The sequence below is a fragment of the Anaerocolumna chitinilytica genome, from assembly GCF_014218355.1.
Classification (GTDB): Bacteria; Bacillota; Clostridia; order Lachnospirales; family Lachnospiraceae; genus Anaerocolumna; species Anaerocolumna chitinilytica.
In genome coordinates this window covers 4,636,775-4,662,043 of record NZ_AP023368.1, presented here as the reverse complement: position 1 = coordinate 4,662,043, position 25,269 = coordinate 4,636,775, and the positions used below count along the sequence as shown (strand labels likewise).

Sequence of the window (25,269 nt, the reverse complement as noted above, 5' to 3'; positions counted from 1 at the left end):
GGAGACGAATATGCCATATCTTAAAGAAAAACAAGTACGAACTATTGAACAGACAGCAAGAGCTTTAAAGGACAGAATTTATACAAAAACAGGAGAACTGAATATTACCTGCTATAAGACCAAGGAACCGGTAAGCTTTCTTGAGAGAGAAACCGGTGAAAAGCGAACACTGAGCAAAGGAGAAAAGTGGGGAGGTTTATTTGATTGTGCTTGGTTTCATTTTACCGGAATCGTACCGGAAATCTGCAAAGGTGAAAAAACAGTACTGTTAATTGATATCAGTGGTGAAGGACTTATTGTAGATAAGGAGGGGAACCCTGTCAGAGGCATTACCAATGTGGCTACAGAATTTAGCTTTGCAGGAGGCGGAAAGAGAGTCTATTATCTGGAAGATTCAGCAAAAGGCGGAGAAGTCATTGATATTTGGATGGATGCCGGCTGTAACGATTTGTTTGGCAGCCTGAAAAATGATGGTAAAGTACTGGAAGCGGATATTGCAATTCAGGATACAAAGATCAGAAAGCTTTTTTATGATTATTCTGTTTTATATGAACTTCTTCTGTGCCTGCAAAAGGAAAGTGCGAGATATAATCAGATTCTTTTTAAATTATATGATGTATCCTTGCAGTTGTGTAAATATGATGAGGCTGAAATAGATGCAGCCCTTTTAGTAACCGGAAAATTACTGGAGAAATCAGGTGGTGACTGTGGCCTTTCCTTTACCGCTATCGGGCACTCCCATCTTGACCTTGCCTGGTTATGGCCAATTAGAGAAACCATAAGAAAAGGTGCCAGAACCTTTTCCAATACCCTTCACTATATGGAGCAGTACCCGGATTATAAATTCGGAGCAAGCCAGGCACAACTTTATGCCTGGATGAAAGAATTCTATCCGGCCCTTTATGAAAGGGTAAAGGAAAAGATAAAAGAGGGCAGATGGGAAGTACAGGGCTGTATGTGGGTGGAAGCCGATACCAATCTAAGCGGTGGTGAAGCCCTTGTCCGCCAGATTTTATACGGAAAGCGTTTTTTCAAAGAAGAATTTGGTGTTGAAGTAAAGAATCTGTGGCTGCCGGATGTATTCGGTTATACCGGTTCTCTGCCTCAGCTATTAAGAAGAAGCGGCTGCGATTATTTCATGACGCAAAAGCTTTCCTGGAGTGAGCACAATAAATTTCCTCATCAGACTTTCCTATGGGAAGGAATTGACGGGACGGAAATCTTTACACACATGCTGCCGGAGGATACTTATAACAGCAGCTTAACCCCAAGACAGATGAAATATGCGGAGAATAATTATATAGACAGCGGCATCTGCGAGGAAGCTCTCATATTATTTGGAGTAGGAGATGGCGGTGGCGGTCCCGGTTCTCTTCATTTGGAACAGGCCAGCCGTATGAAAAACTTAAACGGAATTTGTCCGGTGAATATTGATTTTGCTCAGCCTCTGTTTGAACGTCTGGAAGAAAGTACAAGAGGTAAGCTGCCCAAATGGGTGGGAGAACTGTATCTGGAAAGACATCAGGGAACCTATACCACCCAGGCGAAGAATAAATGGTTTAACAGAAAGATGGAGCTTGCATTAAGAGAACTGGAATTCGCTTTGCTATTAACAAATCACCTGGAAGATTATCCGAAACAGCAGTTAGATGAAATCTGGAAGGAAATATTATTGTATCAATTCCATGATATTATACCGGGCTCTTCCATAAAGCGTGTATATGATGAGTCCGTAGCCCGTTATGAAATCCTTCTGAGTAAAGTGCAAGGGATGACAGAAGATTGTTACAAAGAGATAGCTGCAGATGCAGCCCTGACTGCCTTTAACTCCTTGTCTTGGGAACGGACAGAGATTGTAGAACAGGACGGAAGTATTTATGAGATGAAGGTTCCGGCTTTAGGTTATACAAAGCAAAAAGCACCTGTTACAAATGTACAGGCAGAGGTAGGCAGAGATTACTTGGAAAATGAGTACCTGCGTGCAGTTTTTGGTGAAGATGGAGCATTGGTTTCATTATTTGATAAATCAGCTAAAAGAGAGAGCTTAAGCGGCCCATCAAATCTTTTTGCAGTTTATGATGATCTTAATGCAGACTGCTGGGATATAGCAATTGAATATACGGACAGAAAACCGGAATATTTCACATTGGAAGGTCAAAAGTTCTATGTGAAGGGAGCTTATGCAATCTGCGAGCAATGCTATGCCTATGGTCAGTCGCAGATAGTAGTGAGAATACAATTGGGACATGAAAGCAAACGTCTGGAATTTGATATAAAAGTAGAATGGAAAGAGAATCTGAAAATGCTTCGTACTTTCTTTGAGACAGATATCCTTGCCAAAGAAGCCAGCTATGAAATCCAGTTCGGACAGATTAAGCGTCCTAATAATGATAATACTCTCTGGCAAAAAGCACAGTTTGAAGTATGCGGACACAAGTGGGTGGATTTATCGGAAGCAGATTATGGTGTAGCACTTCTCAATGACTGCAAATACGGATACAGGGTAATAGGAAAGGTCATAGATATGAATTTGCTCCGCAGTCAGAATTATCCGGGTGAAAGCGCTGACAGAGGCAATCATCAGATTCGTTATGCCCTATATCCTCATACCGGAGACGAAAGAACCGGTCAGGTCCATAAACAGGCTTATGAATTCAATGTACCTGTTATCCTGCAAAAAGGAGAAGGAAGCAATACGGTTACAAGCCAGATGGTAAGCGGTGCAGAAAATGTGGTTATCGAAACAATTAAAAAAGCAGAGGATGAGAACAGCTGTATTCTTAGACTTTATGAGCCTTATGGTGCAACAGTCAATACCTCCCTGCAATTCGATAAACAATATACTTCCATTTATAAATGCAATCTTATGGAAGAAGAGGAAGAGGTTATAGGAAGCGGAGACTCCCTGTCCTTAAAAGTTAAACCGTTTGAAATCGTAACATTAAAATTAAAATAAACACTACTTCAAAATCTGGAACAATAAATATCAATAGAAAAATTAAGAGACAGTTTCATGTGAGTTTAAATGAGAGAGAGGCAGCTTGTATACAATCAGGCTGCCTCTCTTTACGGGTTAAAACGTTAGTGAATACCCTCTTTTTTATATGGAAAACAAATTATGGGAATTGAAGTTCCAAAATTATCATAGTATTTTGGAGGTTTTAAGATATAATGAAAGGAAGAACAAAAATGATTTAAATGACAGCAAGTTGTTTGGAAGTAAGGTCACAGGGAGGGAGTTAGAGATGCAGATACCAGTTATTGAAACAGACAGGTTGATTCTCAGGCCATTAACAGCAGAAGATGCCGGCGCAGCCTTTGTCTGGCTAAGCGATGAAAGGGTAACGAAATTCATGCCTTATCTGACCTATACGAATACGGGGGATGTAACAAAGTGGATAGAGAGTTTGAAAGAGGAGGAAAGCTACCATTTTGGGTTTGTGCTGAAAGATAATAATCTGCTTATTGGCAGCGGGGATATCGGGTACAGCTCTGTGACGAAAACATGGGAGTTCGGTTATAATATTCGTTATGATTATTGGAACAAAGGTCTGTCAACAGAAGCCGCAAGAGCTATGATAAGATTTGCCTTTGAGAAGCTGGGAGCAAGGGATTTTGGTGCCAACCATGCAATAGAGAATGGTGCCTCCGGGAGAGTAATTGAAAAGTGCGGGCTGCAATTTACAAGATACGGTGAGTACAGTAAATTTGATCATAGCATAACTTTTCCGGCTAAGTTCTATGAGGTGCATCTGGAGGAATTGGAATAATAGTTGTAAAACACTTTTAGGATAGAAAGGACCATATATGAAATGTTTTTGGAAATGTAGAAAATTTATACCTCTTTTTTTCTTATTGGCAGTATTCCTACTAACAGGGTGCAGCGCGGAAAAGCCATCTGAGAATCAAAAATCACCTGAGAAAGTGCCGCAGGAATCAAGTTCCTCAGACATAACTACAGATAATTTGTCTTCTGATAAGATTACCCAGGCTTTACCCCAGAAAGACAGTGATACATCTTTGGGGAAAGGTGAAAAAGACAAACGGCTGGAAGAAAAGGTGGTTGAAAAGGTGGATGTAAAACACCCGTTTCCCCAGCATGTCTCCTACATAAAAGGAACACTAAAGCCCGGTTTATCACAAGAAGAGATGGACCGGACGGTAGGAAAGTTCTATAAAATATGGAAAGATACTTATGTAACCAAAAATCCCTATGAGGATGAAGCACAATATTATGTTTGGTACAGCGGAAATAAATATACAAAGGCAGTACCAGATAAATCGGTAGCAGTAACAGTATCAGAAGCACATGGCTATGGTATGTTGACGACAGTACTAATGGCTGGGTATGATAACGAAACGAAAGAAATATTTGATGGAATGTATTCTTATTATAAAGAACACCTAAGTTCCATAGGACCTCATCTGATGGCATGGCAGCAGTCAGATAACGGGAGCGCGCTGATCGACGGAGCACAGAATGGTTCTATGGCGGACAGTGATTCAGATTCTGCCACAGATGGAGATCTGGATATTGCCTATGCCCTTTTACTGGCAGATAAGCAGTGGGGAAGTGATAAAGGCATAGACTATAAGCAGGCTGCACTTGATATTATAACAGATATTATGAAGTATGAGGTGGACCAAAAGGATTGGACTCTTCAGCTTGGAGACTGGGCAAGCCTGTCCCCTTCCGACAGTGATTACTATACCGGAACCAGAAGCTCTGATTTTTTATTAGGGCATCTGAAAGTATTTTATAAAGTAACGAAGAAGAAGGAATGGAAGCAGGTAACGGATAAAACCTATGGTATCATGGAGCAGATATTTACGAAGTATTCCAGCCATACAGGCTTGTTACCGGACTTCATAATAAAAAACAAAAAGGGAAAGTACGAACCGGCTTATAAGAACTTCCTTGAAAGTGAAAATGACGGGAACTGCGGTTATAATGCCTGCAGGGATCCCTGGAGAATCGGTACGGATTATCTGGTAACCGGTGATAAAAGGGAAAAGGAACTGCTAATAAAATTAAATCAATGGATAAGGGAAGCTGCCGAAAATAATCCAGATAAGATAATGGCCGGGTATACCTTAAAGGGAGAGCCTACGGGAAGCTATAGTGATCTTTGTTTTACGGTACCTTATTTGGTCGCTGCTATGTGCCAGGATAAGAATACACCGGGAGCACAGGAATGGCTGGATTCCTTATGGAGTAAATGCTCTGTATTAAACAGAGAATGCTACTATAATGACAGTATTAAGATGCTTTGCCTGCTTGTAGCAAGCGGAAATTGGTGGACGCCCTTAATATTTTAATTAAGCATTTAAGCATCTGTAAGGTACTAAAGTCACACAGATATTAAGAAGAGCGGATGATAATATAAGAAATACTCAGATAGGAGAACAGAATGAAGATTTTAGTAACAGGCTTTGAAGCCTTTCACGGAGAAGAGATAAATCCTTCTGAAGAAATAATAAAAGCACTGGCAGAAAGTGCGAATGAGAAGCTGCATACCCTGGTACTTCCGGTAGAGTTCAAAGAGGCAGAGAAAAAGTTAGAAGAGGCGGTTATACGTATTCAGCCGGAGGCTATTATTTCTCTTGGGCAGGCAGCAGGCAGAGAGGGTATCACCCTGGAGAGAGTAGCAATTAATGTAGATGACGCAAAATTCCCGGACAATATAGGATATCAGCCCATAGATACCCCTATCAGAGAGGAAGGTCAGGCTGCTTATTTTACTACCCTTCCGGTGAAGAAGATGTTGGATTATCTTAGAGCTAACCAGATAGAGGCACGGATATCCAATACCGCCGGTACTTATGTATGTAATCATGTGATGTATCACGCCTTATTTCTGGCAGAAACCAGATATCACTCTATGAAGGCCGGATTTGTTCATGTGCCTTATATAAAAGCTCAGGTAATGGAGAAAGAAAATGCCCCTTATATGGAGCTAAGTGACATGATCAGAGCTGTTGAATTCTTAATCCGGTACTTGGAAGAGAATGACAGCGCTCATAGTTTCTGAAAGTACTCCTTCACATGTGCTGTAAAAGCTCTGGCTGCTAATACGGCATATTCTTTTTTCAGATAGGAGAGATAAATCTCCCGGCTGCAGGTAAAATCATCGACTTCCCTTAAAAGTAACTGAGGGAAGTCATTTTTTATGTTCCATGTCTTCTCTGGTACAAAAGAATAGGTGAGTTGAAGAGCTAAAAAGTCCCGGATCATATGGGGGTTGTCACTCTCAAAAATAATATTTGGTGTAAAACGGAGTTCATCCATCTTAGTATGCAGTAATTTACCGAGAGAGTAGCTTTCATTCAGTAATGAACAGGGATAACCGGTAAGGTCAGATAGCAGAATATGTTCTTTGTATGCCAATGGGTGAGAGGGAGGCAGGGCTAATAGAATCTTTTCCTCCAATAATTTTACACTGTTGAATGACAGAGAAGAACTTCTTGGTGCAGAATCTATAATAACATCAAAAGGAGGAAGAGATGAAGGATTATTGCCAAGCTGATATACTTTTAAGTTGTAATCCGGATATTTGGTGTAGAAAGTCCTTAGAATATCCGGCAGGAGTTTGGAAGCCACGCGGATAGAAATAGCCGCGGTATGAGACCCCGGAGTATTTGCATTTATAAGTTCCTGCTCCAACTGCAGCAGGTTGTTTTGTACCAGCTGAACATGTTTATAGAGAATTCGGCCGTTTTGGTTAAGGGATATCTTTTTACCGTTTCGGTCAAATAGAGGATACTTTAACTCCGCTTCCAGGTCCTTGATGGATTTACTCAAGGCCGGTTGTGCTACGAAAAGCTCCTTCGCCGCTCGGGAGATATTCTCAAGCTCTGCCGTTTTCCGAAAAAATTGAAGCTGCTTAAAAGTCATAACAATGTATTCCTTTCTTTCTCTATAACTAAATAATAACTAAAATATATAACTAAAAATATATAACATATATATTATTTATATTATATTATTTTTTGGAAATTTGCTATACTTAAATACAGTGAATACGGGTAAGTATTTATATAGAAGAAGGTTTGGGAGATATTATTCCCTGCGTTTTACAACAGGAGGGTATTATGTCAATAGGCTTGATATTACTCAGGCAGATTATTATTATGTTTTTATTTATGGCAGTTGGATTTCTTTTGTACAAAAATAATAAAATAAGCCTGCAGGGAAACCGGGAGCTTGGAACATTACTTTTGTATATAATTCTTCCGGCATCTATCATCAAGTCCTATCTCACGGAATTTACCAGAGAGAAGCTGATAGGATTGCTGCTGTCTTTATGTATGGCGGTGCTGGCTCTGGCAGTGGCAATACTGGTTTCCAGGATAGCCTTCGGGAATAGGCATAAAGTGGAGCATTTTAGTGCAGCCTTCTCCAATGCCGGATTCATTGGCATTCCTCTGGTGAAGGCGGTAGTAGGAGAAGAGGGTATCTTTTATCTGGCAGCTTTTGTAGCACTGCTAAATATCTTGCAATGGACCTATGGAGTGGCGGTTATGAGCGGGAAAAGAGAAGCAATTTCGAAAGAAAAACTTCTTAAAAATCCAATCGTAATAGCTCTTGGAGTCGGATTGATATTCTTTTTTCTGCCTTTGCAGGTGCCTGCAATTCTGTCTGACAGCCTGACCATGGTGGCAAATATGACAGCACCGGTGGCAATGATAATCCTTGGGGTTTACTTAGGTCAGATGGAGGGAAAAGAACTGCTTCATGGAAAAGAAGCATTCTTGTGTACCTTTCTCCGTTTGGTTATCATTCCGTTGTTAACCTTTGGGGTCTTAAGCCTGTTTCCGGAGGAATATTTCTCGATTAAGCTGGCGGTTCTGACCGCGGCAGCAGCACCGGTGGGCTCCAACGTTGCTATCTTTGCCCAGTTAAACGGATTAAGATATACAGAAGCCGTAAAGAATGTAACAGTAAGTACAATAGTTAGCATTGTAACCATGCCGGCAATTTTAAGTATAGCTGCAATATGTTGGAAATAAAGAATAGGAGAGAGAAAGATGGTATTGACAGAAACAAAATTAAACGATGAAAAAGCAGATAAGGTAAAGCATTACAGTATACTGAATAAGTATGTTAAGAAAGGAAAAGTAGTATTCACCGGTTCTTCCTTAATGGAACAATTTCCAATCTATGAATTCCTGCTGGACTACGATATAAAGGAAACGATTTATAACAGAGGGGTCAGTGGCTTTACTTCCTCGGAAATGATATTGGCATTGGATACCTTAATTTTTGAACTGGAGCCTAGAAAGATATTTATTAATATTGGTACAAATGATCTTAGTTCACCGGATTATAAAGTAGAGGAATTAATTGGCCGCTATGAATATATTCTGGACCAGATTAAGTCAAGGCTTCCTGAAACGAGAGTGTATGTAATGGCTTATTATCCCTGCAACTGTGATTATGATTTCGGTAATGAAGCAGCCAGAGAATGGGTCAGACAAAGACCGAATGCAAAGGTCATTGAGGCGAATGAAGCCCTGGAAGCTATGGCAAAGCTTTATCAGGTAAGATATATTGATATAAACAAAAATTTATATGATAAAGATAACAATCTTAAAAGTGAGTATTCCATAGAAGGTGTACATATGTATGCGAATGGATACCGTGCGGTTCTCGATGATCTAATGGAGTATGTAAAAGAAGATATGTAGTAATAATGTGTAAATTGTGATAAGATGGACTCTGGACAACAGTAAGATTCCCGGAGGTTGATGGAGAGATGAACAATAAGGTTGAGATTAGGAGAAGAGAAATCAGCCGGCTTATCAGAAAGGAAGGCGAGGTTACCGTAACAGATATGGCAAGACATTTTGGCGTAACAATGGAGACCATTCGAAGCGACTTTGATTACCTGGCTGAACAGGAAGGCTTTGTGAGAGGGCATGGTAACCTGTCCAGAGAGGAAAAAAAGACGTTTAATGACCATTATCTGTTTCATGAACGTCAGCTTCTGCAAAGAGAAGAAAAGCAGGATATCTGTAAAAGGGCTGCCAATCTGATAATGGATGGAGACTGTATCTATCTGGATTCCGGTTCTACTGTAACCTATCTTCTACCGGAGCTGATAGAAAAAAAGGGACTTACAATAGTTACAAATTCCATAGCATGTCTTTTGGGCTTTATCATGGGAAAATATCAGGAAGCTTATAAGGAACAGGGACACCGCTTTCTTTTTCTGGGGGGAGAGGTAGAACCTAATATTCGTATGACCTATGGTATTTTCTTTGAGCAATCTGTTGCGGAAATATCCTATGATAAATTGTTTTTTTCTGTGGATGCCCTGGATATGGAATTTGGCTGCAGCAATGTGGACTATCAAGCCTATTCAACAATAAAACCTCTATTCAGACAAGCAAAGGAAAGGATTCTTCTGGCAGATAGCAGTAAATTTAACCGAAAAGCAGCTTACCGGGTTGCTGGCTGGAAGGAGATCGACTCCTTTATCACCGGAAGAGAGTTAACTGAGAATTGGAGACTCTTTTTCGAAAACCAGCATATAACTTATTATCTGACATAAAATTTGGTATTGATTATTAAAACAAAATAATATAGAATGAAAACAAATAAAAAGAAAGAAATATGTTCTTTTTTATATTGTTTTCATTCTATTTTTTTGTTATTGGGATAAATGCAAAAAAATAATAAGAGAATGATTAGATAAATTATAAATCAATATAACTCTGTAAGTGAATGGGAACTACTCAAGCTTTAATTATATTATTAGAAAGGGATGGTTATTCATATGACTAGAGAAATCCATATTACCGGGAATGTTACACCGGTTTTCTTTGAAATTGATAAGCCAAAAGATAGTCTTTGGGTTAAGATAGAAACAGAGGAAAAGCAGCCTATGACTATAGCTTTATTTAATCCGGCAGGAATATTTTGCGGAAATGTTACACCTGGAATAGGAAGCTTTATCCGTGAAATCTACATATCAAGGAACATATGCACCTTGACGGGTTTAAAACATGAACTGCAGGGAGGAAGGTATAGTCTTTTTATCCTTTTTGGTGAAAGTCTTGAAGAAGAGAGCTATTCAGTCATATTATCTGTGGAAACGGATGTGACAAAACACTATGCTTCCCATTATTGTCAACAGGAAAAAGATAACGAGAATATGTCATTTGAAACCCTTAATAATAGGGAAGAGCGATATTATAAAGGAGATTTCCATGGACATACCATATTTTCCGATGGACATAACAATATGGAAGAAGCGGCAGAGATCCTGTCGAGTCAGAAGATGGATTTTATGGCTTTTACAGAGCACAATGGGATAGCTTTTGGAGAAAGTCCTTCTACCTGCCTGCTGATACCCTCTATGGAACTGACGCTTCCCATTGGTCATATGAATATCCACGGGATAAAATCGGATAAGGCGCTCTACGAGCTGCTTTGTGCGTTAACCGCAGAGGCTGGGCTGATGGAAGAGCAAACGAATGTAAGTTATGATGATATTTGGAGGGGAGCTCTTGCTTTCTTCCGGGATAAGTCGAACTTATCCTTAAACCATATGTTTCTTACTCCCTGGGAGTTTTGCAAAGAGGACTGTGACCTGACAGGATTGAATACAATCGAAGTAATATGTGACCCTACCTACCCGGATTCACCTTCAGCCAATGATAAAGCTGTAGCATTTATGGACTTTTTATGGAATAAGGGACAGCGTTTGTATGGTATTGGAGGCAGCGACAGTCATAACCGCAAGGAGGAACTTTATGAGAATTCCAAAGAGCCCTCTATTTACGGAGATCCGGCGACTTACGTTTTCTGCAGAGGATTATCGGTTGATAATCTGATAAATGGTATGAAAAGAGGTAACTGCTATACGGCAAGGTATGTGGAGTTAGATATTTCTATCGGCCAAGGCAGATATCTGCCGGGAGATGAGATAACAGGGACTGAGGAAATTGAATACAGGGTAACAGTTCATAATGTGATAAAGCCTATGTATGGAGTATTTCTGCTAAATGGCGGGATAGTAAAGAAAGAGGCTTTAGAGGAAGGTTCTGAAATGATATACTGTATAAATCCGAAGGAGGATTGGTGGCTTCGGTTTGGAATTTATGATATAGAAGGACACGCCATCTGTTATGTGAATCCTGTTTATAGAGGCTGTATACAACAAAACCTGAAGACAGATTATAAATTACTAATGGAGGAATTTTGTGAGCAGTATGATAAAAGGAATTTTGTTTGATAAGGACGGAACCTTGATTGAATTCAGGGATTACTGGCACATGGTAGTATCCAGGTTATTTGCCCTTTTGGAAAAGGAATATCAGGTTAAGCCAGAAACGGTGCTTTTATTAAAGAAGATTTCCGGTTATCTGGCAGAAGGCTTTCAGAAGGAGAGTATGATACAATACGCTTCTACTTCCCAAATTATAGACAGTTGGTATAATATTATTAAGGAAGCCGAGGGGGGAATCCTGGAAAGAGAGAAGCTCTTTTTCTTATTTGAAGAAGTCGCTCTTTCGGAAGATATCATTATTCACAGCCTGCCGGGTGTAGACAGACTGTTGTCCTATCTGAAAAAGAAAGGCTACCTGCTAGGAGTAGCAACGTCAGACAGCAGAAGATCCACTGTTCATTCTCTTAAATGTACCGGACTGTTGGATTACTTTGACTATATTGGCTGCAACGAAGGCGATACCCAGACCAAGCCATCTCCTCAGATGGCATTTACTTTTTGTGGCCTGGCTGAGATAAAGACAGAAGAATTGCTTATAGTAGGGGATAGTATAACGGATTTAGAATTTGCTGAAAATGCCGGAGCTGCTTTTGCGGGTTTACTGACGGAATATAATGACAGAGCAAGGATGGAAATGTTAGCCCCTGTGACGGTGACGGTTATTGATGAAATTATAGAAAAATATCATTTATAAGAACCATGAAGGAGTTTATACAGAGCGGAAGGAACCCATGGGCCGTAAATCAGCGCAGGAGTCTTTTCGCTTTGTTTTTTCTGTGTAATATTGCACAAAAAAATATCAAAACTTAGTTTATAAAGTAAGTTTACAAACAAGATTGATTATTATATACTTGTGATAATAAAATAATGTACGGAAGAATAATAGACAGCCAGGAGAAACAGCATTTATGTCAAATCGAAAAGAAATTCTTAAATTACTAGCAGTTAATACAGTTCTGTGGTCGGTTATGGCTCTATATTCACCCTTTATGGGAGCCTTTTACACAAAGCAGGGCATTAGTAACACCCAAATAGGAATGCTTTCTGCTATCGGACCGCTGGCAGCACTTTTTATTCAACCCTTTTGGGGAATCATGAGCGATAAGATTGGTAAGAGGAGAAATGTTCTGATATTTATCGTATTTGGCAGCAGTCTTGCCATATTAAGCTACCGGATACACTCTGGCTTTTTGTATTTTTTGGTATGCACAGTGCTTTTAACTTCTTTTAGTACTGCAATCATACCCCTTTGCGATGCCATTGTTACGAATCTTACCAGAAAGAATAAGGTTAATTTTGCATTTATAAGGATAGGAGGAACTGTAGGGTATGCTATTACGGTTCTTATAATTGGTAATCTGGTGAAACAGGATATAAAGCGTATCTTTCTGTTTGGCTGTGCAGGTTTTCTGCTGTTGATTTTTTTTCTCCTGTTACTGCCAAATGAACAGGCTGTAAAGAAAGAAAAAACAAAGCTTCCGGTAAAGGAGAAGATATTCACAAATTACCAAATTCGATTTGTTCTATTATTTGCCTTTTTATTACAGCTTGGTCTTACCTTCTGCGGTACATATTACGGTGTTTATGTAATTAAGCTAGGGTTTAGTGCTTCCATCTTAGGAGTCTCAAGCAGTATTTCAGCTCTTAGTGAGATACCGATTTTATTATTGATTAATAAACTTATCAAAAGATTTGGTCCTGTAAATATTTTGGCTTTTTCCGTTGCCATGGTCGCTTTAAGGCTTGTCTTTGCAGCCAGCGGCTTACTTCCTCTTATGCTAATGTCGCAGTTATTGCAAAGTGTGACTTATATGACCTGCTATTACAGCTGTGTAATGTTTATCAGTGAAAATGTGGCGGAGGGAAAGCTTTCCCAGGGACAGAGTATCTTAGCAATGGTACAGACAGGTCTTGGTTCTACCCTGGGAAGCCTTCTGGGAGGAGCAATGACCGAGGAATTTGGCATCAAACATTCCTTCTATGTACTGGCAGGAGCAATTGCTGTGATATCAGTAATGAATTTTTTACTGCTTCGTATGGATGGTAAACGGAGAAAAGTACAAGAGGTGTAAATAAGAAAAGAGACTTAATGTATATGGTACGAAGAAAAATTAGAAAGCACTCAAAAGAAGGAATATAGGACTTATTAAGTTGTTGTGAGCCAAAAATTAAAATAAATCATAATAGTCAAAAGGAGAGGTAGTTTATGTCAAGTATTAGGGTAAGAGAATTATTGGAGCATGCAACGAAGCACAAATACGGTGTTCCGGCAATCAATGTATTTCATTATGAGTCAGTAAAATGGGCTATAGAAGCAGCAGAAAGTGAGAAGCTTCCTATTATCATTCAGGTGTATCCGGGATTTCGAGACCATATCGATCTCAAATATATTGCTGATTTTGCCAAGGATATGGCGGCAAAAGCCGCTGTCCCGGTAGCAGTTCACCTGGATCATTCAAATACCTTTGAAGTTGCGGTTGCCGGAATCCGTGACGGATTTCCTTCTATTATGTTAGATGGTTCTTCTCTTCCTTTTGAAGAAAATGTTCGTTTAACAAGTGATGTAATCAGAGTGGCCAAGGTCTTTGATATTGATGTGGAAGCCGAGCTGGGGCATGTAGGAAGCGGCTCGAAGTTAGAGGATATTGTAGACTCCAGTAATTATACTTCTGTCCGTCAGGCAGTGGAATTTGTGGAAAGAACAGGCTGTGATTCCCTGGCGGTTGCTGTTGGGAATGCTCATGGCGTTTATATTAAGGAACCAAAGCTGGATTTTGAGAGAATGAATGAGATTCGCTGCAGCCTATCTATTCCCCTTGTACTTCATGGATGTTCGGATATTCCCAATGACCAGATTCAAAAAAGTGTAAATCTTGGTTTCAGCAAATTCAATATTGCAACAGAATATGACAGGGCAATCTATCAGGCTATCTGCAGCAATGTAAATCCTGAAGAAAACAGGGGTTCCTTCTTCAGACTTCAAAGCATGGCTTCAGAGGAGATTAAGGCCTTTGTAGTGGGTAAACTAAGATTGTTAAATCCTAACAATTATTCTCTCTAGAGCAGGGGGTGGAACCATTTGAGATTTGATCTGATAGGAATGGACAGTCCTTGTGTAGACCTTGCAGTCAATGTGGAGCAAATCCCTCAGCCAAACCATGGTGAGCCTATAAGAAATGTAAGCTGGCAGGGAGGCGGAAAGGTAGCAACGGGACTAATTGCTGCTGCAAGACTTGGTGTGAAGGCCGCGGTAATCGGCAACACCGGCACGGATATCTACGGAGCTTTTATTGAAGCGGATTTTACCCGCCATGGGGTAGATACGAAGTATCTGTTAAAACGAGAGGGAAAAACCAGTCATTTTGATATTGTAATCAGTGATAAGAAAACCGGCGGAAGAAATATTCTTTATTACCCGGGAAGTGCGCAGCCTATGTCTGAAGAAGAGCTGCCCCTTCATTACTTACAGAATATAAAGTATTTTTATATAGCCAGATTAGATGAAATTACAAGAAAAGCTGCTAGATTTGCGAAGGCGTCAGGAGCAAAGATCTTAATAGATGCAGACTCCGGACTGAATAACTTAATAGAACATATAGGATTAATTGATATACTTATTGGCTCTGAATTCATATACAACAGTTTATTTTCAGACTCCGATTATGAAAGGAACTGCCGAGCATTAAGGGAGAAAGGTCCCGAGACTGTAATCTTTACCTTTGGAGAAAAGGGACTTGTAGGTGTTTCAGAAGAAGGATACTTTGAAATACCGGCCTATCAGGTAGAGACAGTTGATACAGTAGGGGCAGGAGATGTTTTTCATGGGGCATTTGCCGCAGGGCTTTTAGAAAATCTCAATGCAAAGGAAGCCGCTAGATTCGCCGCAGCTGTATCAGCAATCAAATGTACACGGATCGGTGGAAGAGCCGGAATACCGGATAAGGTTACGGTAAGAAGCTTTATGGAGACAGGTATAATTGATTATACGGAAATAGATACAAGAGTTGAATTCTATCAAAGGGGGATTGAGCATGTATAAACAAACGGTTGTATTGGGAGTGGTTCCGGTTAAAAGAGGTTTCCTAAGCATGGAGGAAGCACGAAGGCAAAAGGATAAATTCATGAAAGTAATACGGGGAGTGAAACCGGAGGCTGTAAAAATCATAGACGTGGATGACTTATCTGAGAATGGAATCATGTGGGAACTGGATAAGGTGCCTGCTGTTATTGACAAATTAAAGGCTAATAGTATAGACGCCTTGTTCATTCCCTTCTGTGATTTCGGAGAAGAGCAGGTGGTTGCTGAAATAGCAAGAGCATTTGACATACCTGTGCTGATCTGGGGTGCCAGAGATGAAAGACCGAATACGTTAGAGTCAAGAGGAAGGGATACCCAGTGCGGCATGTTTGCCGCTACCAAGGTGCTTAGCCGTTATGGTGTAAAATACAGTTATATCTATAACTGTGAGACCGAAAGCCCGGAATTTGAAAAAGGATATGAGAACTTCATCCGGGTTGCAGCGGTTATCAAAGCCCTGAAGGGCTTAAGGGTTGCCAAGATTGGAGAACGTCCGGGGCCTTTTATGAGCGTCATGACAAACGATGCCAATCTGATGAAACATTTTGGAATAACGGTAGTGCCGATTTCACCCTTTAGGATTGCAGAGACTGCGACGAAATTAATCAAAGAACAGACGGAAGATTTTGTAACCTATTATGAGGAATTGACCGGACGAATGGATTGCAGCACCATGAAGACAGATGAAATAGAAAAGGCAGCCGGAGTAAAATTAGCAGTAAAAAAGCACATGGAAGAAAATCGCTGCAGTGTAGGTGCCTTTGAATGCTGGTCTGCTTTTCCCGGATTAATCGGAATCTGTCCCTGTGTAGCCTTAGGTGAACTGGCGGACGAAGGTATGCCCTTAGCTTGTGAAACCGATGTAAATGGTGCTATCACTATGGCGATATTAAGAGCCTGTGACCTTTATGAGAATGCTGAATTCTTAGCGGACCTTACAATACGTCATCCAGAAAATGAAAATGGAGAGCTCTTATGGCATTGCGGACCATTTCCGTATTCATTAAAAGCAAAGAACAGCTCGGCTGCTTTGGTTAATGCACAGGAACAGTTTGAGTTAAAGCAGGGTGACCTTACAATCTGCCGATTTGATGAGCTTGACGGCAAGTATTCCTTATTCGCCGGTGAGGCGAAGACAACAACAGGTCCAAAGACCAGCGGGACCTATGTATGGATGGAGGTAGATAACTGGAAGCGTTGGGAAGAGAAGCTTATGTTTGGTCCTTACATTCATCATGTAGGCGGAGTATACGGAAAATATCTTCCTATATTAAGAGAAGCCGCCCGCTATCTTGGAATCGAGTTTGACGATGCTCACAAAGAAGGTATTCATAGTTTGTAGAATTAGATAATCAGCTTAAAAGGAATAAACCTGTTAAGAACACTGCAGTAATTACATACAGCAAGGTAAGATTATTAATTGCATAATCCCAAAAGAGGAGATTTATCCCATGCGTACTATAAAAGTAAAAGAATTATCAACAAAAGAATTTCGTAAATACGGTGTATATCAGAATTTACTGGACGAAGAATCCATGAGAGAGGGAGCTGTATTCCCAGCCAACTTTTTTGCAGACCTGATAACTCTGGATTTTGGAGGGACTACACTGCCCACAGTATCCGTCTGTCATGTAAAAAAACAGGAAAGGAATATCATATCCTTCCTGGAAGCGCATCAATATACCTGTGAAGGCCTATTGCCGATTGATAAAGATGTCATCATATTTGTAGGACTGCCAGAAAAAACGCTATCAACGAATAATCTGGAAGCCTTCCTTATCCCGAAGGGAACTTTCGTAAAGCTGAATCCTCTTATTGTCCATGGAACTCAGTACCTTATGGAAGAAGGTGAAGGGCATATACTTTGTCTGCTTCCCGGCAGAACTTTTAGAAACGATTGTATCTCATTGGTGGTAGAGGGAGATGACAGGGCAGAAATAATTATATAAGACAGTACCTTGCAAAAGCCGAAGAAGCATTTGTTATTATTGACACTTCATTTAAAATCAAGGATAATGAGAAAAAACAAATAGGTATGGTGTGAATTCAATGAGTATTGATAATAGAAAATCTTCTTCTCCTTTAAGCAGAAAACCTAAAAATATAAAATATTATAATCAGAAGCTTGTGTTGTCTCTTTTGAGAACCTGTGATACCATGACTGCCAGTGAGATTTCAGAGCGTATTAGTCTAAGTGTAACCTCCGTAACAAAGATTCTGGCGGCACTGCAGAAATATAAGCTTGTGAAATCCATGGGTAAAGGGAGTTCTACAGAGGAAGGCGGAAAGAAGCCGGAGCTTTATGCCCTGAACGATACACATAAATATATTATTGCTATACATTCTGGAATCGGATATATCGACTGTGTTTTATATAATCTAAAATGTGATCTGGTGAATAAACTATCCGTAAAATACAGAGAACAGGCTAATTATGATACCTGCATGGAGGATATTGCACATTCTGCAGAGGAACTGCTAGCTTTAAGTGACCTCTTAAAAGAAGATATCTATGGTGTAATTGTAGGATTTGACGGAATTGTGGATGCTGATAATGGAGTACTTCTTTTTCCCATTCATAATACGACTTGGGGAAGAAACTTAAAAATCATAGATAAATTAAAGGAACTTATGCCGGGTTTTGAGAATCTCCATATAAATAATGGAAGCAGGCTTTCCGGATATGCAGAACTCCTTAAGCATCCGGAATACGCAGATGAGAGCGTAACAGTATTAATCTCCGGTTCCTACACCGGAGGGTGCGTACTGGACCATGGGAAGTTAATACAGGGAGCTAATGGATTTGTAGGAGAATTCGGGCATATTACAGTAGCATCAGCAGAGGAAACCGAGAAATGTGCCTGTGGGAATTCCGGCTGCTTTGAGACTTTGGTATCCCCAAAAGCGATACAAAGGTATGCAAAGGACACAAAAAAGGACTATCCGAATTCGCCTCTGCTGAAAGAGGAGGGGAAGCTTCAATATTTAAGTATATTTAAAGCTTCCAACGAAGGAGATGCCTTTGCCTGCAGGATAATGGACAAGATAATATCTTATTTTGTTTTACTTATCCGAAATATGATATTAATTCATAATCCCAGAGTAATCGTGCTTCAGGGAATCTATACTCAGGCAGGAGATTACTTCTTAAACAAGCTTCAAAGTGAGATACACTCACTTCCATTTTTTAAGATAGAAAAGGAGTTCAACCTTGTTTACTCTGATATTGGCCTGAGTCAGGGCTGTTTTACAGGCGGGGCACTGATTTTAGCAGACCAGTACTTTAATGAAACGGAGATATATGAATTGTAATAGCATAATTCATATATAAGCTGAAAAAGATATGGGGTTTTGTGCAAATTAATAGCATAATTTATACACAAACTCATTACTATGTGATTTAACCATCAGCAGCAGATTGCGTTATGATGGCAGAATGGAGCGAATATATGAGATATAAACATTTTAAAAATGCAGATGTTTCAGTTTCCTCACTTGCTGTGGGAACTTGGGCTATCGGTGTTGAGAATTATGGACAGGTAGACAGGCAGGAAGCTATCAAAGGAATCCGTGCCATGATTGATAACGGGGTAAATCTGGTAGATACGGCACCCTGCTATGGCAATGGTGCTTCCGAGATGATTGTAGGAGAGGCTATCAGAGAAGTTCCCAGAGACAAGATATTGGTGTCAACGAAATTTGGTTTGGTACCAGATATCTATAAGGGTGGTTATACCCGTAATGCCAGCTATAAGAATGTTATGAGAGAGATAGAAAGTTCCTTATTAAACCTTAAGCTGGATTATGTGGACTTTTATTTTGTGCACTGGCCCGATCTTGATACTCCAATAGATGAAACAATGGCGGCTTTACATACATTAAAGCAGCAGGGAAAGATTCGATTTGCAGGAGTGTCCAATTTTTCAGAAGAACAAATTCTGGAAGCTGAAAAGTATCTGCAAATTGATGTGCAGCAGCCTCCTTTCTCCATGGTAAATCAGAAATTTACAGAGCTCTTAAAATGGGGAGAAGAAAGAAATATTGATTCTTTAACCTATGGCTCCTTAGGTGCCGGTATTCTGTCAGGAGCTATTAGAGAGCTTCCAAAATATGAAAAAGGTGATTTAAGAATGACCTTCTATGATTTTTATAAAGAACCGAAATTCTCTATCATTATGGAACTCTTAAAAACAATGGACAAAATTGCGAATGCTCATGGAAAACCGGTAGCACAGGTTGCAATTAACTGGAGCACACAAAAGAGTTTTGTTGGTACCGCATTAATTGGGGTAAGAAATGAAAAAGAAGCAAAAGAAAACTGTGCTGCTTTTGACTGGTGCTTATTAGAAGAAGAGATGAAATTGTTAGACAGCGAATTGAATCGGCTGCAGCTTGGTTAATGGATATATAACATAATATACAAAATAAAGGCTATAACATAAGCAGAGATAGGATTATATGTTGTAATTATAGAAAACATATGCTTCCTCTCTCTGCTTTTTTATGTGAAAAAATCAAATATTGATACTTGAAATATAAATTTGCGAATCACAAATTGGTATTTTTTCAACTCAAAGTACGAATTTGCCCATATTTTTTTAGTGATTTTACTAATATAATGACTTTGTTGTATACGACATCATTGCTTTTACAAAATTTTTAGTACATTTTAATAACTTGTCAATTCATTTACTTGGCGCATTTATTACATATGTTAGACTGCATTTGTTAACCGGCGTTCCAGTAAATGAAGCAAATATGAATATTAGTTAAAGGCGGGAATATCACATGAAAAGTAAAGAAAATCAAAAACCGGAACCTGGTCTGACGGCGATATTTGAAAAAGAATACCTTGGTAAAAAGCTTGGACTACTAGCCGGTATAGTGGCATCAGTGATTACATTGCTTTTATCAATTCCTTTTGTGCAATGGATTTATATTAACAATCCAAATTCGCTCTTTAAGAGTATGGGACTTAAAGAAGATGTAATCAGTAAATTAATGTCCAGTTATAATTTGTATGATATCTTGACATTTGTAAAACTTACAAAACAAGGTAACATAGGACTTTTTACCATGATTCTGGTGCTGCTTTTTATAGCATCCATTTACTTTAATATTGTACTTCTTGTTAGAGTATTTGTAAAAAAGAAGGAATCAAAAGGCAATCTGCATTTATATTTCACAGTGAAATCAGCAATGGTATTTAATGTGATACTTTCAGTTGCAGCGATTATATTTATGCCCTTTGCCAATAAGAAAATCGGTGCAGATGCAATTTTTGTTTCTCCCATTGTTTATGTAATATTATTAATTTCTATACTGGCCTATATCTCAGTAATGACAATTGAGAAAAGGGAGAGAGAGATTTACAGGGAGCATGGTTTATTTCATGAATTAAGAAAAAATTGGGTTCTTTTTGCTATGTTAATTCCTGCCGCAGTTTATCTTTTAATAAACAATTACCTTCCTATGGTGGGTGTGTATTATGCATTTACCTCCTTTAATTTCCGTGACGGATTATGGGCAAGCCCTTTTGTAGGAATGAAGAATTTCGAATATCTGTTAAAAGCGGATTTATTTAAACTAACGAAAAACACAATACTTTATAACTTTGTATTTATTTCCTTAGGTAACATTTTACAGATTGTATTTGCAATCTTTGTTAGCCAGGTTGGTGTCAGATGGTTTAAAAAGACCTCCCAGACTTTGATGTTTATGCCTTACTTCGTATCATTCGTTATTCTTAAGGTTTTGGTTTATAACTTATTTGAATATGACTCCGGTGTTGTAAACACTATGGTGGTTGCGATGGGAGGTCAAAAAATAGACTTCTATAACACACCTCACTATTGGCCATTCCTGATTACAATCTTTTATATCTGGAAAAATATCGGCTACGGTATGGTTGTTTATCTTGCAACTATAATGGGCATCAGCGATGAATATTATGATGCGGCAAAAGTAGATGGTGCGAACATCATACAGCAGATACGTTATATCACATTACCGCTAATTAAACCTACTTTTATCATCCTGTTCTTATTCTCATTAGGAAGCATTATGAAAGGACAGTTCGAATTGTTCTATCAGATGGTTGGAACAAATGGTGTATTATACAATGCGACGGATATTTTTGATACCTATGTATACCGTATCACTACGACTCAACCGTTAAGCATCGGTATTGGTACAGCAGCAGGTCTTTATCAGTCCTTATTCGGATTCATCTTAATATTAGTAACAAACTATGTCGTAAAGAAAAAGAATTCGGATTATGCATTATTCTAAAGGAGAGTGAATGGAATGAAGATAAAGCAATCAAGCTCAACAATTGTTTTTAAAGTAGTTATATATGTTTTACTGGCTATTATGGCTGTGGTATGTGTGTTCCCGTTTATTATTATCGTTTCCGGTTCCTTTACGGATAACTATACTATTTTGACCGAAGGTTATGGGATATTACCAAGAAACTTTACTATTTCAGCTTACAAGACGATATTTAAAGCTCCTCAGGATATTCTGCAGGCTTATAAGATGAACTTCTACTATACCATTGTTGGTACAGGCATCGGTCTCTTCATTATTACTATGACTGCTTATGTTATCTCAAGACCTGAGTTTAAGTATCGCAATAACATATCATTTATGATTTATTTTACAAGTATATTTGGCGGCGGTATGATTCCCTGGTATTTAATGTACACCAGTGTACTTGGTTTAAAGGGTTCCACCTTTGCTATTTGGTTCCCGGCTTTAATGAGCCCATTCCTGGTAATTTTAATGAGAACCTTCATTAAAGAATCTGTACCGGATGCTATTGCAGAATCAGCAAAAATTGACGGTGCAGGACATGTAACTATTTTTCTTAAGATAGTAATGCCGGTACTTGGACCCGGATTAGCAACAATCGGGTTATTCCTTGCAATCGGTTATTGGAACGACTGGTACCGTTCCTCTATGTTTAGTACCAGCAGTAAGACCTGGGAATTACAGTTTTATCTGTATGATTTGCTTAACACGACTCAGGCATTAAAACAAATGGCTCAGAATACCAGCGTATCCACAGCAGATCTGCCTTCCGAATCCATTAAGCTTGCGATGGCGGTTGTTGCTACTGGCCCGGTATTGTTATTCTATCCCTTTGTACAGAAGTATTTTGTCTCCGGTATTACAGTAGGAGCTGTAAAGGGCTGATATTAATACGCTTGGTGTACTGGCTATCAGTTAAAGATAATTCATGATATTTAAGTACACCAGGACGGTTTAATATAAAAACAATTTATTTAGGAGGATGTATATGAGAAAAATTAAAAAGCTTTGCAGTTTACTTCTTGTAGCTTCTTTAGTGGTTTCTATGGCCGCTTGCGGTAAGAAAGAAAACACTTCAGGAAATAACACAGGAAACACAGCGACTCCCACAGAGAGCACTGAAGCAACACCCACCGAGACAGCAGCAGCTACCCCGGACATTTCCAAAAAAGCAGATTTAGTATTTTATGTAATGGGTGATGCTCCCAAGGATGAACAAGTTGTAGAAGATGCAATTAACAAGGTTTTATTAGAGAAAGCAAATGCTACTGTTGATTTCCAGTTTTCCACATGGACTGACTGGAGCCAGAAATATAACTTAGAGCTTACATCCGGATCTGCAGATCTTATCTATACTGCAAACTGGGTTAACTATGCAACATTAGCTAATTCAGGTGCTTTCGCAGATCTTACAGACATGATTGCAACCGATGCTCCTAATATTGCAAAATCTATGGATCCCAGCTTATTAGACCAGTGTAAGGTTGGCGGAAAGCTTTATGCTATTCCTAATACATGGCCTGAATATACAGTAAGTGGTGTTTCCTACAGAGATGATTTAAGAACAAAGTACAATCTTCCTGTTCCTAACTCCGTAGAGAACTTAGAAGCTTATCTTCTTGGAATTAAGCAGAATGATCCGAAACAAGGTTTATTATCTGTAACAACAGGTGAAAGCTCAGGCTTACAGGTTGCTTTTGATGCTGCTAATATTCTTAACTTCAAGTATCCTTGGGTAACTCCTAATGGTTTACCTTATGGTCTTGCAGCTAACTATGATACTCCTTCTGACGTATATGATTACTGGAATTCCGATGATTTTGTAACAGACATGAAACTTCTGAAGAAATTTGCTGATGAAGGCTTCTGGTCAAGAAGTGCCTTATCTGATACAAATGATTCTGAAGCATATAACAATGGTATCTGTGCAGCAGTTGTTGCAGGACAGAATCCTAACAAGAACATTGCAGCTATTACAAACTTTGCAGAGAAACATCCTGATTGGAAATCCGAATATGTAGCATACGGTGAAACAACAGGCGTTATCTTCCCTGCACATGCTACACAGAATGCAACAGCAGTTTTAGCAAGCTCTAAGAATCAGGACAGAGCATTAATGGTACTTGATTTATTCCTGTATGATAAAGAATTAAACGATCTTGTTGAATATGGTATCAAGGGAACTCACTATGATGTAGATGCTAATGGTAACTATAAGAATCTTTCTGAAAATTACAAGTATGAAAACATGAATACTTGGGATTTAAGAAACGGTGATTTCAAACTTCCTCAGGAAAGTGATACAATCTTAAATCAGATGTTCTCCAAATACAGTGAAATTGCAGCTAAAACAAAATTCCCTAATGTAAATGTTTTTGGTGGTTTTGCTGAAGATTACAGCCAGTATGAAGTTGAAAGAAGTGCCGTATCTGATGTTATGAGACAGTATTTAGCACCTCTGCAGGCTGGTCTTGTAGCTGATGTTGATAAAGCGGTTGCTGAATTCAGAACGAAAGTTAAAGATGCTGGTATTGAAACATGCCAGGAGCAGTTTAAGACACAGTGGGCTGCTTACTGCGAAGAGCACGGATATAAATAGGATATAAAGTTGTAACTTATATAATAACTTAAAAACTGCCGGGCAGGAGATAACTCTTGTCCGGCAGTTTTACTTGTATTAGTTGAAGCCTTAGAAAAACAGCATACTTTAGTTAAAAGTTACATTCATAAAAAAAGGAGAAGGGCTATGACAATTGGTGAAGTGATTGCAGCAATAGAAGCTAATTACCCGACGGTTGGTTTGGATACGGTTGATACCATTAAGTTCGGCAATGCTGACAGTGAGGTAACGGGTATTGTAACGACCTGCTGTGCTACGGTAGAGGTTATCAGAAAAGCAGCAGAATTAGGTTATAATTTTATCATAACGCATGAACCTACTTTTTATACCCATGAAGATAAAACCGGTTATCTGGAAGGTGATTCAGTATATGAGGAAAAATGCAGACTTTTAAAGGAGAATGGGATTACAATATGGAGAGATCATGACCACATACATGAAAATGATCCGGATTTGATTTTCAGTGGTGTTATGCAGGACCTTGGCTGGGAAGATTATTGTGTGGAATATTTTGAAGATTGGAAAGCTCCGTTGGTATATGAGATTCCCACTGTAACGGTGAAGGAGTTATGCGGGCATTTAAAGGAGAAGCTTGGTATTCAGACAACAAGGGTTATTGGAGATGTGAATGCAGTTGTTTCCAGAGTACTTTTTATCGGCGGAGGACATGTGACTTTTGATGAAACCCTTACCTCCCTTTTTATTAAACATAAGGCAGATGTGTTAATTGCAGGAGAGTTATTAGACTGGACAGTGGCATCTTATATTCGAGATGCTGCATTTTTAGGAAAGAATAAAGCAGCCATTCATCTTGGGCATTTTAATAGTGAGGAACCGGGAATGAAATACTATCCTGTATGGCTTTCAAAGCTGCTTGAAGAAAGGATACCGGTGACATTTATTGCATCAGGAGACCCTTATCATTATGAATAACTGTTATATAGACTATCCAAATTAAAAGAATCCATGATAAATAAAATATGTTTAATATAAAATATACAGCATCCCGGAAAATTCTTGGATGC

Annotated in this window: 21 protein-coding genes; 20 read left to right on the top strand and 1 reads right to left on the bottom strand. The window is 39.1% G+C overall.

The annotated features are described in order from the left end of the window. Nucleotides 1-10 precede the first annotated feature (10 nt). From bsdcttw_RS20300 to pcp, 4 genes are all read left to right on the top strand, one after another. Nucleotides 11-2,956 (top strand): alpha-mannosidase, encoded by a 2,946-nt coding sequence (locus bsdcttw_RS20300; RefSeq protein ID WP_185256619.1) that lies wholly within the window; start codon nucleotides 11-13, stop codon nucleotides 2,954-2,956. 289 nt (nucleotides 2,957-3,245) lie between these two features. After that, the gene (locus bsdcttw_RS20295; protein ID WP_185256618.1) at nucleotides 3,246-3,770 is read left to right on the top strand and encodes a GNAT family N-acetyltransferase; all 525 of its coding nucleotides are present in this window, start codon (nucleotides 3,246-3,248) and stop codon (nucleotides 3,768-3,770) included. A 37-nt stretch (nucleotides 3,771-3,807) separates the two neighbouring features. Continuing rightward, nucleotides 3,808-5,319, top strand: coding sequence for a glycosyl hydrolase family 8 (locus bsdcttw_RS20290; protein ID WP_207726440.1), 1,512 nt, complete (start codon nucleotides 3,808-3,810; stop codon nucleotides 5,317-5,319). Nucleotides 5,320-5,411: 92 nt separating this feature from the next. Then, complete coding sequence (pcp, locus tag bsdcttw_RS20285; protein WP_185256616.1) at nucleotides 5,412-6,032, top strand: pyroglutamyl-peptidase I; 621 nt, start codon at nucleotides 5,412-5,414, stop codon at nucleotides 6,030-6,032. Here the strand turns inward: pcp and bsdcttw_RS20280 are convergent. After that, nucleotides 6,020-6,895, bottom strand: a complete 876-nt coding sequence (locus bsdcttw_RS20280; protein ID WP_185256615.1) for a LysR family transcriptional regulator — start codon at nucleotides 6,893-6,895, stop codon at nucleotides 6,020-6,022. The genes pcp and bsdcttw_RS20280 overlap by 13 nt on opposite strands. A 197-nt stretch (nucleotides 6,896-7,092) precedes the next feature. Here bsdcttw_RS20280 and bsdcttw_RS20275 point away from each other — a divergent pair, with 197 nt between their 5' ends. The 16 genes from bsdcttw_RS20275 (at nucleotide 7,093) to bsdcttw_RS20200 (ending at nucleotide 25,177) form a co-directional block, all read left to right on the top strand. Beyond that, nucleotides 7,093-8,010: an AEC family transporter gene (locus bsdcttw_RS20275; protein ID WP_185256614.1), complete on the top strand. Its 918-nt coding sequence runs from the start codon at nucleotides 7,093-7,095 to the stop codon at nucleotides 8,008-8,010. A gap of 18 nt (nucleotides 8,011-8,028) precedes the next feature. Next, a complete protein-coding gene (locus bsdcttw_RS20270; RefSeq protein WP_185256613.1) occupies nucleotides 8,029-8,688 on the top strand; it encodes a GDSL-type esterase/lipase family protein in 660 nt (219 codons plus the stop codon). A 68-nt stretch (nucleotides 8,689-8,756) separates the two neighbouring features. After that, the gene (locus bsdcttw_RS20265; protein WP_185256612.1) at nucleotides 8,757-9,554 is read left to right on the top strand and encodes a DeoR/GlpR family DNA-binding transcription regulator; all 798 of its coding nucleotides are present in this window, start codon (nucleotides 8,757-8,759) and stop codon (nucleotides 9,552-9,554) included. A 225-nt stretch (nucleotides 9,555-9,779) separates the two neighbouring features. Then, on the top strand, nucleotides 9,780-11,240 hold the full coding sequence (locus bsdcttw_RS20260) for a CehA/McbA family metallohydrolase (protein ID WP_185256611.1): 1,461 nt from the start codon (nucleotides 9,780-9,782) through the stop codon (nucleotides 11,238-11,240). Continuing rightward, on the top strand, nucleotides 11,218-11,928 hold the full coding sequence (locus bsdcttw_RS20255; protein WP_225903878.1) for an HAD family hydrolase: 711 nt from the start codon (nucleotides 11,218-11,220) through the stop codon (nucleotides 11,926-11,928). Before bsdcttw_RS20260 ends, bsdcttw_RS20255 begins: the two co-directional genes overlap by 23 nt. A gap of 214 nt (nucleotides 11,929-12,142) precedes the next feature. Then, on the top strand, nucleotides 12,143-13,306 hold the full coding sequence (locus tag bsdcttw_RS20250; RefSeq protein ID WP_185256609.1) for an MFS transporter: 1,164 nt from the start codon (nucleotides 12,143-12,145) through the stop codon (nucleotides 13,304-13,306). A gap of 134 nt (nucleotides 13,307-13,440) precedes the next feature. Then, nucleotides 13,441-14,295 (top strand): class II fructose-bisphosphate aldolase, encoded by an 855-nt coding sequence (locus bsdcttw_RS20245; RefSeq protein WP_185256608.1) that lies wholly within the window; start codon nucleotides 13,441-13,443, stop codon nucleotides 14,293-14,295. Nucleotides 14,296-14,313: 18 nt separating this feature from the next. Continuing rightward, nucleotides 14,314-15,273 (top strand): carbohydrate kinase family protein, encoded by a 960-nt coding sequence (locus bsdcttw_RS20240; RefSeq protein ID WP_185256607.1) that lies wholly within the window; start codon nucleotides 14,314-14,316, stop codon nucleotides 15,271-15,273. After that, entirely contained in the window at nucleotides 15,266-16,654 is a 1,389-nt protein-coding gene (locus tag bsdcttw_RS20235) for an L-fucose/L-arabinose isomerase family protein (RefSeq protein WP_185256606.1), read from the top strand. The genes bsdcttw_RS20240 and bsdcttw_RS20235 overlap by 8 nt, the downstream gene beginning before the upstream one ends. A gap of 109 nt (nucleotides 16,655-16,763) precedes the next feature. Beyond that, nucleotides 16,764-17,261, top strand: a complete 498-nt coding sequence (locus bsdcttw_RS20230; RefSeq protein ID WP_185256605.1) for a hypothetical protein — start codon at nucleotides 16,764-16,766, stop codon at nucleotides 17,259-17,261. Nucleotides 17,262-17,361: 100 nt separating this feature from the next. After that, the gene (locus bsdcttw_RS20225) at nucleotides 17,362-18,624 is read left to right on the top strand and encodes an ROK family transcriptional regulator (RefSeq protein WP_185256604.1); all 1,263 of its coding nucleotides are present in this window, start codon (nucleotides 17,362-17,364) and stop codon (nucleotides 18,622-18,624) included. Nucleotides 18,625-18,761: 137 nt separating this feature from the next. Beyond that, nucleotides 18,762-19,712, top strand: coding sequence for an aldo/keto reductase (locus bsdcttw_RS20220; RefSeq protein WP_185256603.1), 951 nt, complete (start codon nucleotides 18,762-18,764; stop codon nucleotides 19,710-19,712). 388 nt (nucleotides 19,713-20,100) lie between these two features. Next, complete coding sequence (locus bsdcttw_RS25115; RefSeq protein WP_225903718.1) at nucleotides 20,101-21,603, top strand: ABC transporter permease; 1,503 nt, start codon at nucleotides 20,101-20,103, stop codon at nucleotides 21,601-21,603. 15 nt (nucleotides 21,604-21,618) lie between these two features. Beyond that, nucleotides 21,619-22,509 carry a carbohydrate ABC transporter permease gene (locus tag bsdcttw_RS20210; RefSeq protein WP_197979807.1) on the top strand — a complete coding sequence of 297 codons (891 nt, stop codon included), beginning with the start codon at nucleotides 21,619-21,621 and terminating at the stop codon, nucleotides 22,507-22,509. Nucleotides 22,510-22,612: 103 nt separating this feature from the next. Next, the gene (locus tag bsdcttw_RS20205; protein ID WP_185256601.1) at nucleotides 22,613-24,223 is read left to right on the top strand and encodes a DUF3502 domain-containing protein; all 1,611 of its coding nucleotides are present in this window, start codon (nucleotides 22,613-22,615) and stop codon (nucleotides 24,221-24,223) included. 147 nt (nucleotides 24,224-24,370) lie between these two features. Further along, nucleotides 24,371-25,177, top strand: coding sequence for a Nif3-like dinuclear metal center hexameric protein (locus bsdcttw_RS20200; protein WP_185256600.1), 807 nt, complete (start codon nucleotides 24,371-24,373; stop codon nucleotides 25,175-25,177). Nucleotides 25,178-25,269: the final 92 nt, after the last annotated feature.

Bases quoted from the DNA above. Each gene is read 5' to 3' on its own strand.
- bsdcttw_RS20205 (WP_185256601.1), top strand. From the start codon at position 22,613: ATGAGAAAAATTAAAAAGCTTTGCAGTTTACTTCTTGTAGCTTCTTTA.
- bsdcttw_RS20280 (WP_185256615.1), bottom strand. From the start codon at position 6,895: ATGACTTTTAAGCAGCTTCAATTTTTTCGGAAAACGGCAGAGCTTGAG.
- bsdcttw_RS20265 (WP_185256612.1), top strand. From the start codon at position 8,757: ATGAACAATAAGGTTGAGATTAGGAGAAGAGAAATCAGCCGGCTTATC.
- bsdcttw_RS20210 (WP_197979807.1), top strand. From the start codon at position 21,619: ATGAAGATAAAGCAATCAAGCTCAACAATTGTTTTTAAAGTAGTTATA.
- bsdcttw_RS20200 (WP_185256600.1), top strand. From the start codon at position 24,371: ATGACAATTGGTGAAGTGATTGCAGCAATAGAAGCTAATTACCCGACG.
- bsdcttw_RS20225 (WP_185256604.1), top strand. From the start codon at position 17,362: ATGAGTATTGATAATAGAAAATCTTCTTCTCCTTTAAGCAGAAAACCT.
- bsdcttw_RS20275 (WP_185256614.1), top strand. From the start codon at position 7,093: ATGTCAATAGGCTTGATATTACTCAGGCAGATTATTATTATGTTTTTA.
- bsdcttw_RS20235 (WP_185256606.1), top strand. From the start codon at position 15,266: ATGTATAAACAAACGGTTGTATTGGGAGTGGTTCCGGTTAAAAGAGGT.
- bsdcttw_RS20250 (WP_185256609.1), top strand. From the start codon at position 12,143: ATGTCAAATCGAAAAGAAATTCTTAAATTACTAGCAGTTAATACAGTT.
- bsdcttw_RS20300 (WP_185256619.1), top strand. From the start codon at position 11: ATGCCATATCTTAAAGAAAAACAAGTACGAACTATTGAACAGACAGCA.
- bsdcttw_RS20255 (WP_225903878.1), top strand. From the start codon at position 11,218: ATGATAAAAGGAATTTTGTTTGATAAGGACGGAACCTTGATTGAATTC.
- bsdcttw_RS20270 (WP_185256613.1), top strand. From the start codon at position 8,029: ATGGTATTGACAGAAACAAAATTAAACGATGAAAAAGCAGATAAGGTA.
- bsdcttw_RS20290 (WP_207726440.1), top strand. From the start codon at position 3,808: ATGAAATGTTTTTGGAAATGTAGAAAATTTATACCTCTTTTTTTCTTA.
- bsdcttw_RS20260 (WP_185256611.1), top strand. From the start codon at position 9,780: ATGACTAGAGAAATCCATATTACCGGGAATGTTACACCGGTTTTCTTT.
- bsdcttw_RS25115 (WP_225903718.1), top strand. From the start codon at position 20,101: ATGAAAAGTAAAGAAAATCAAAAACCGGAACCTGGTCTGACGGCGATA.
- pcp (WP_185256616.1), top strand. From the start codon at position 5,412: ATGAAGATTTTAGTAACAGGCTTTGAAGCCTTTCACGGAGAAGAGATA.
- bsdcttw_RS20220 (WP_185256603.1), top strand. From the start codon at position 18,762: ATGAGATATAAACATTTTAAAAATGCAGATGTTTCAGTTTCCTCACTT.
- bsdcttw_RS20230 (WP_185256605.1), top strand. From the start codon at position 16,764: ATGCGTACTATAAAAGTAAAAGAATTATCAACAAAAGAATTTCGTAAA.
- bsdcttw_RS20245 (WP_185256608.1), top strand. From the start codon at position 13,441: ATGTCAAGTATTAGGGTAAGAGAATTATTGGAGCATGCAACGAAGCAC.
- bsdcttw_RS20295 (WP_185256618.1), top strand. From the start codon at position 3,246: ATGCAGATACCAGTTATTGAAACAGACAGGTTGATTCTCAGGCCATTA.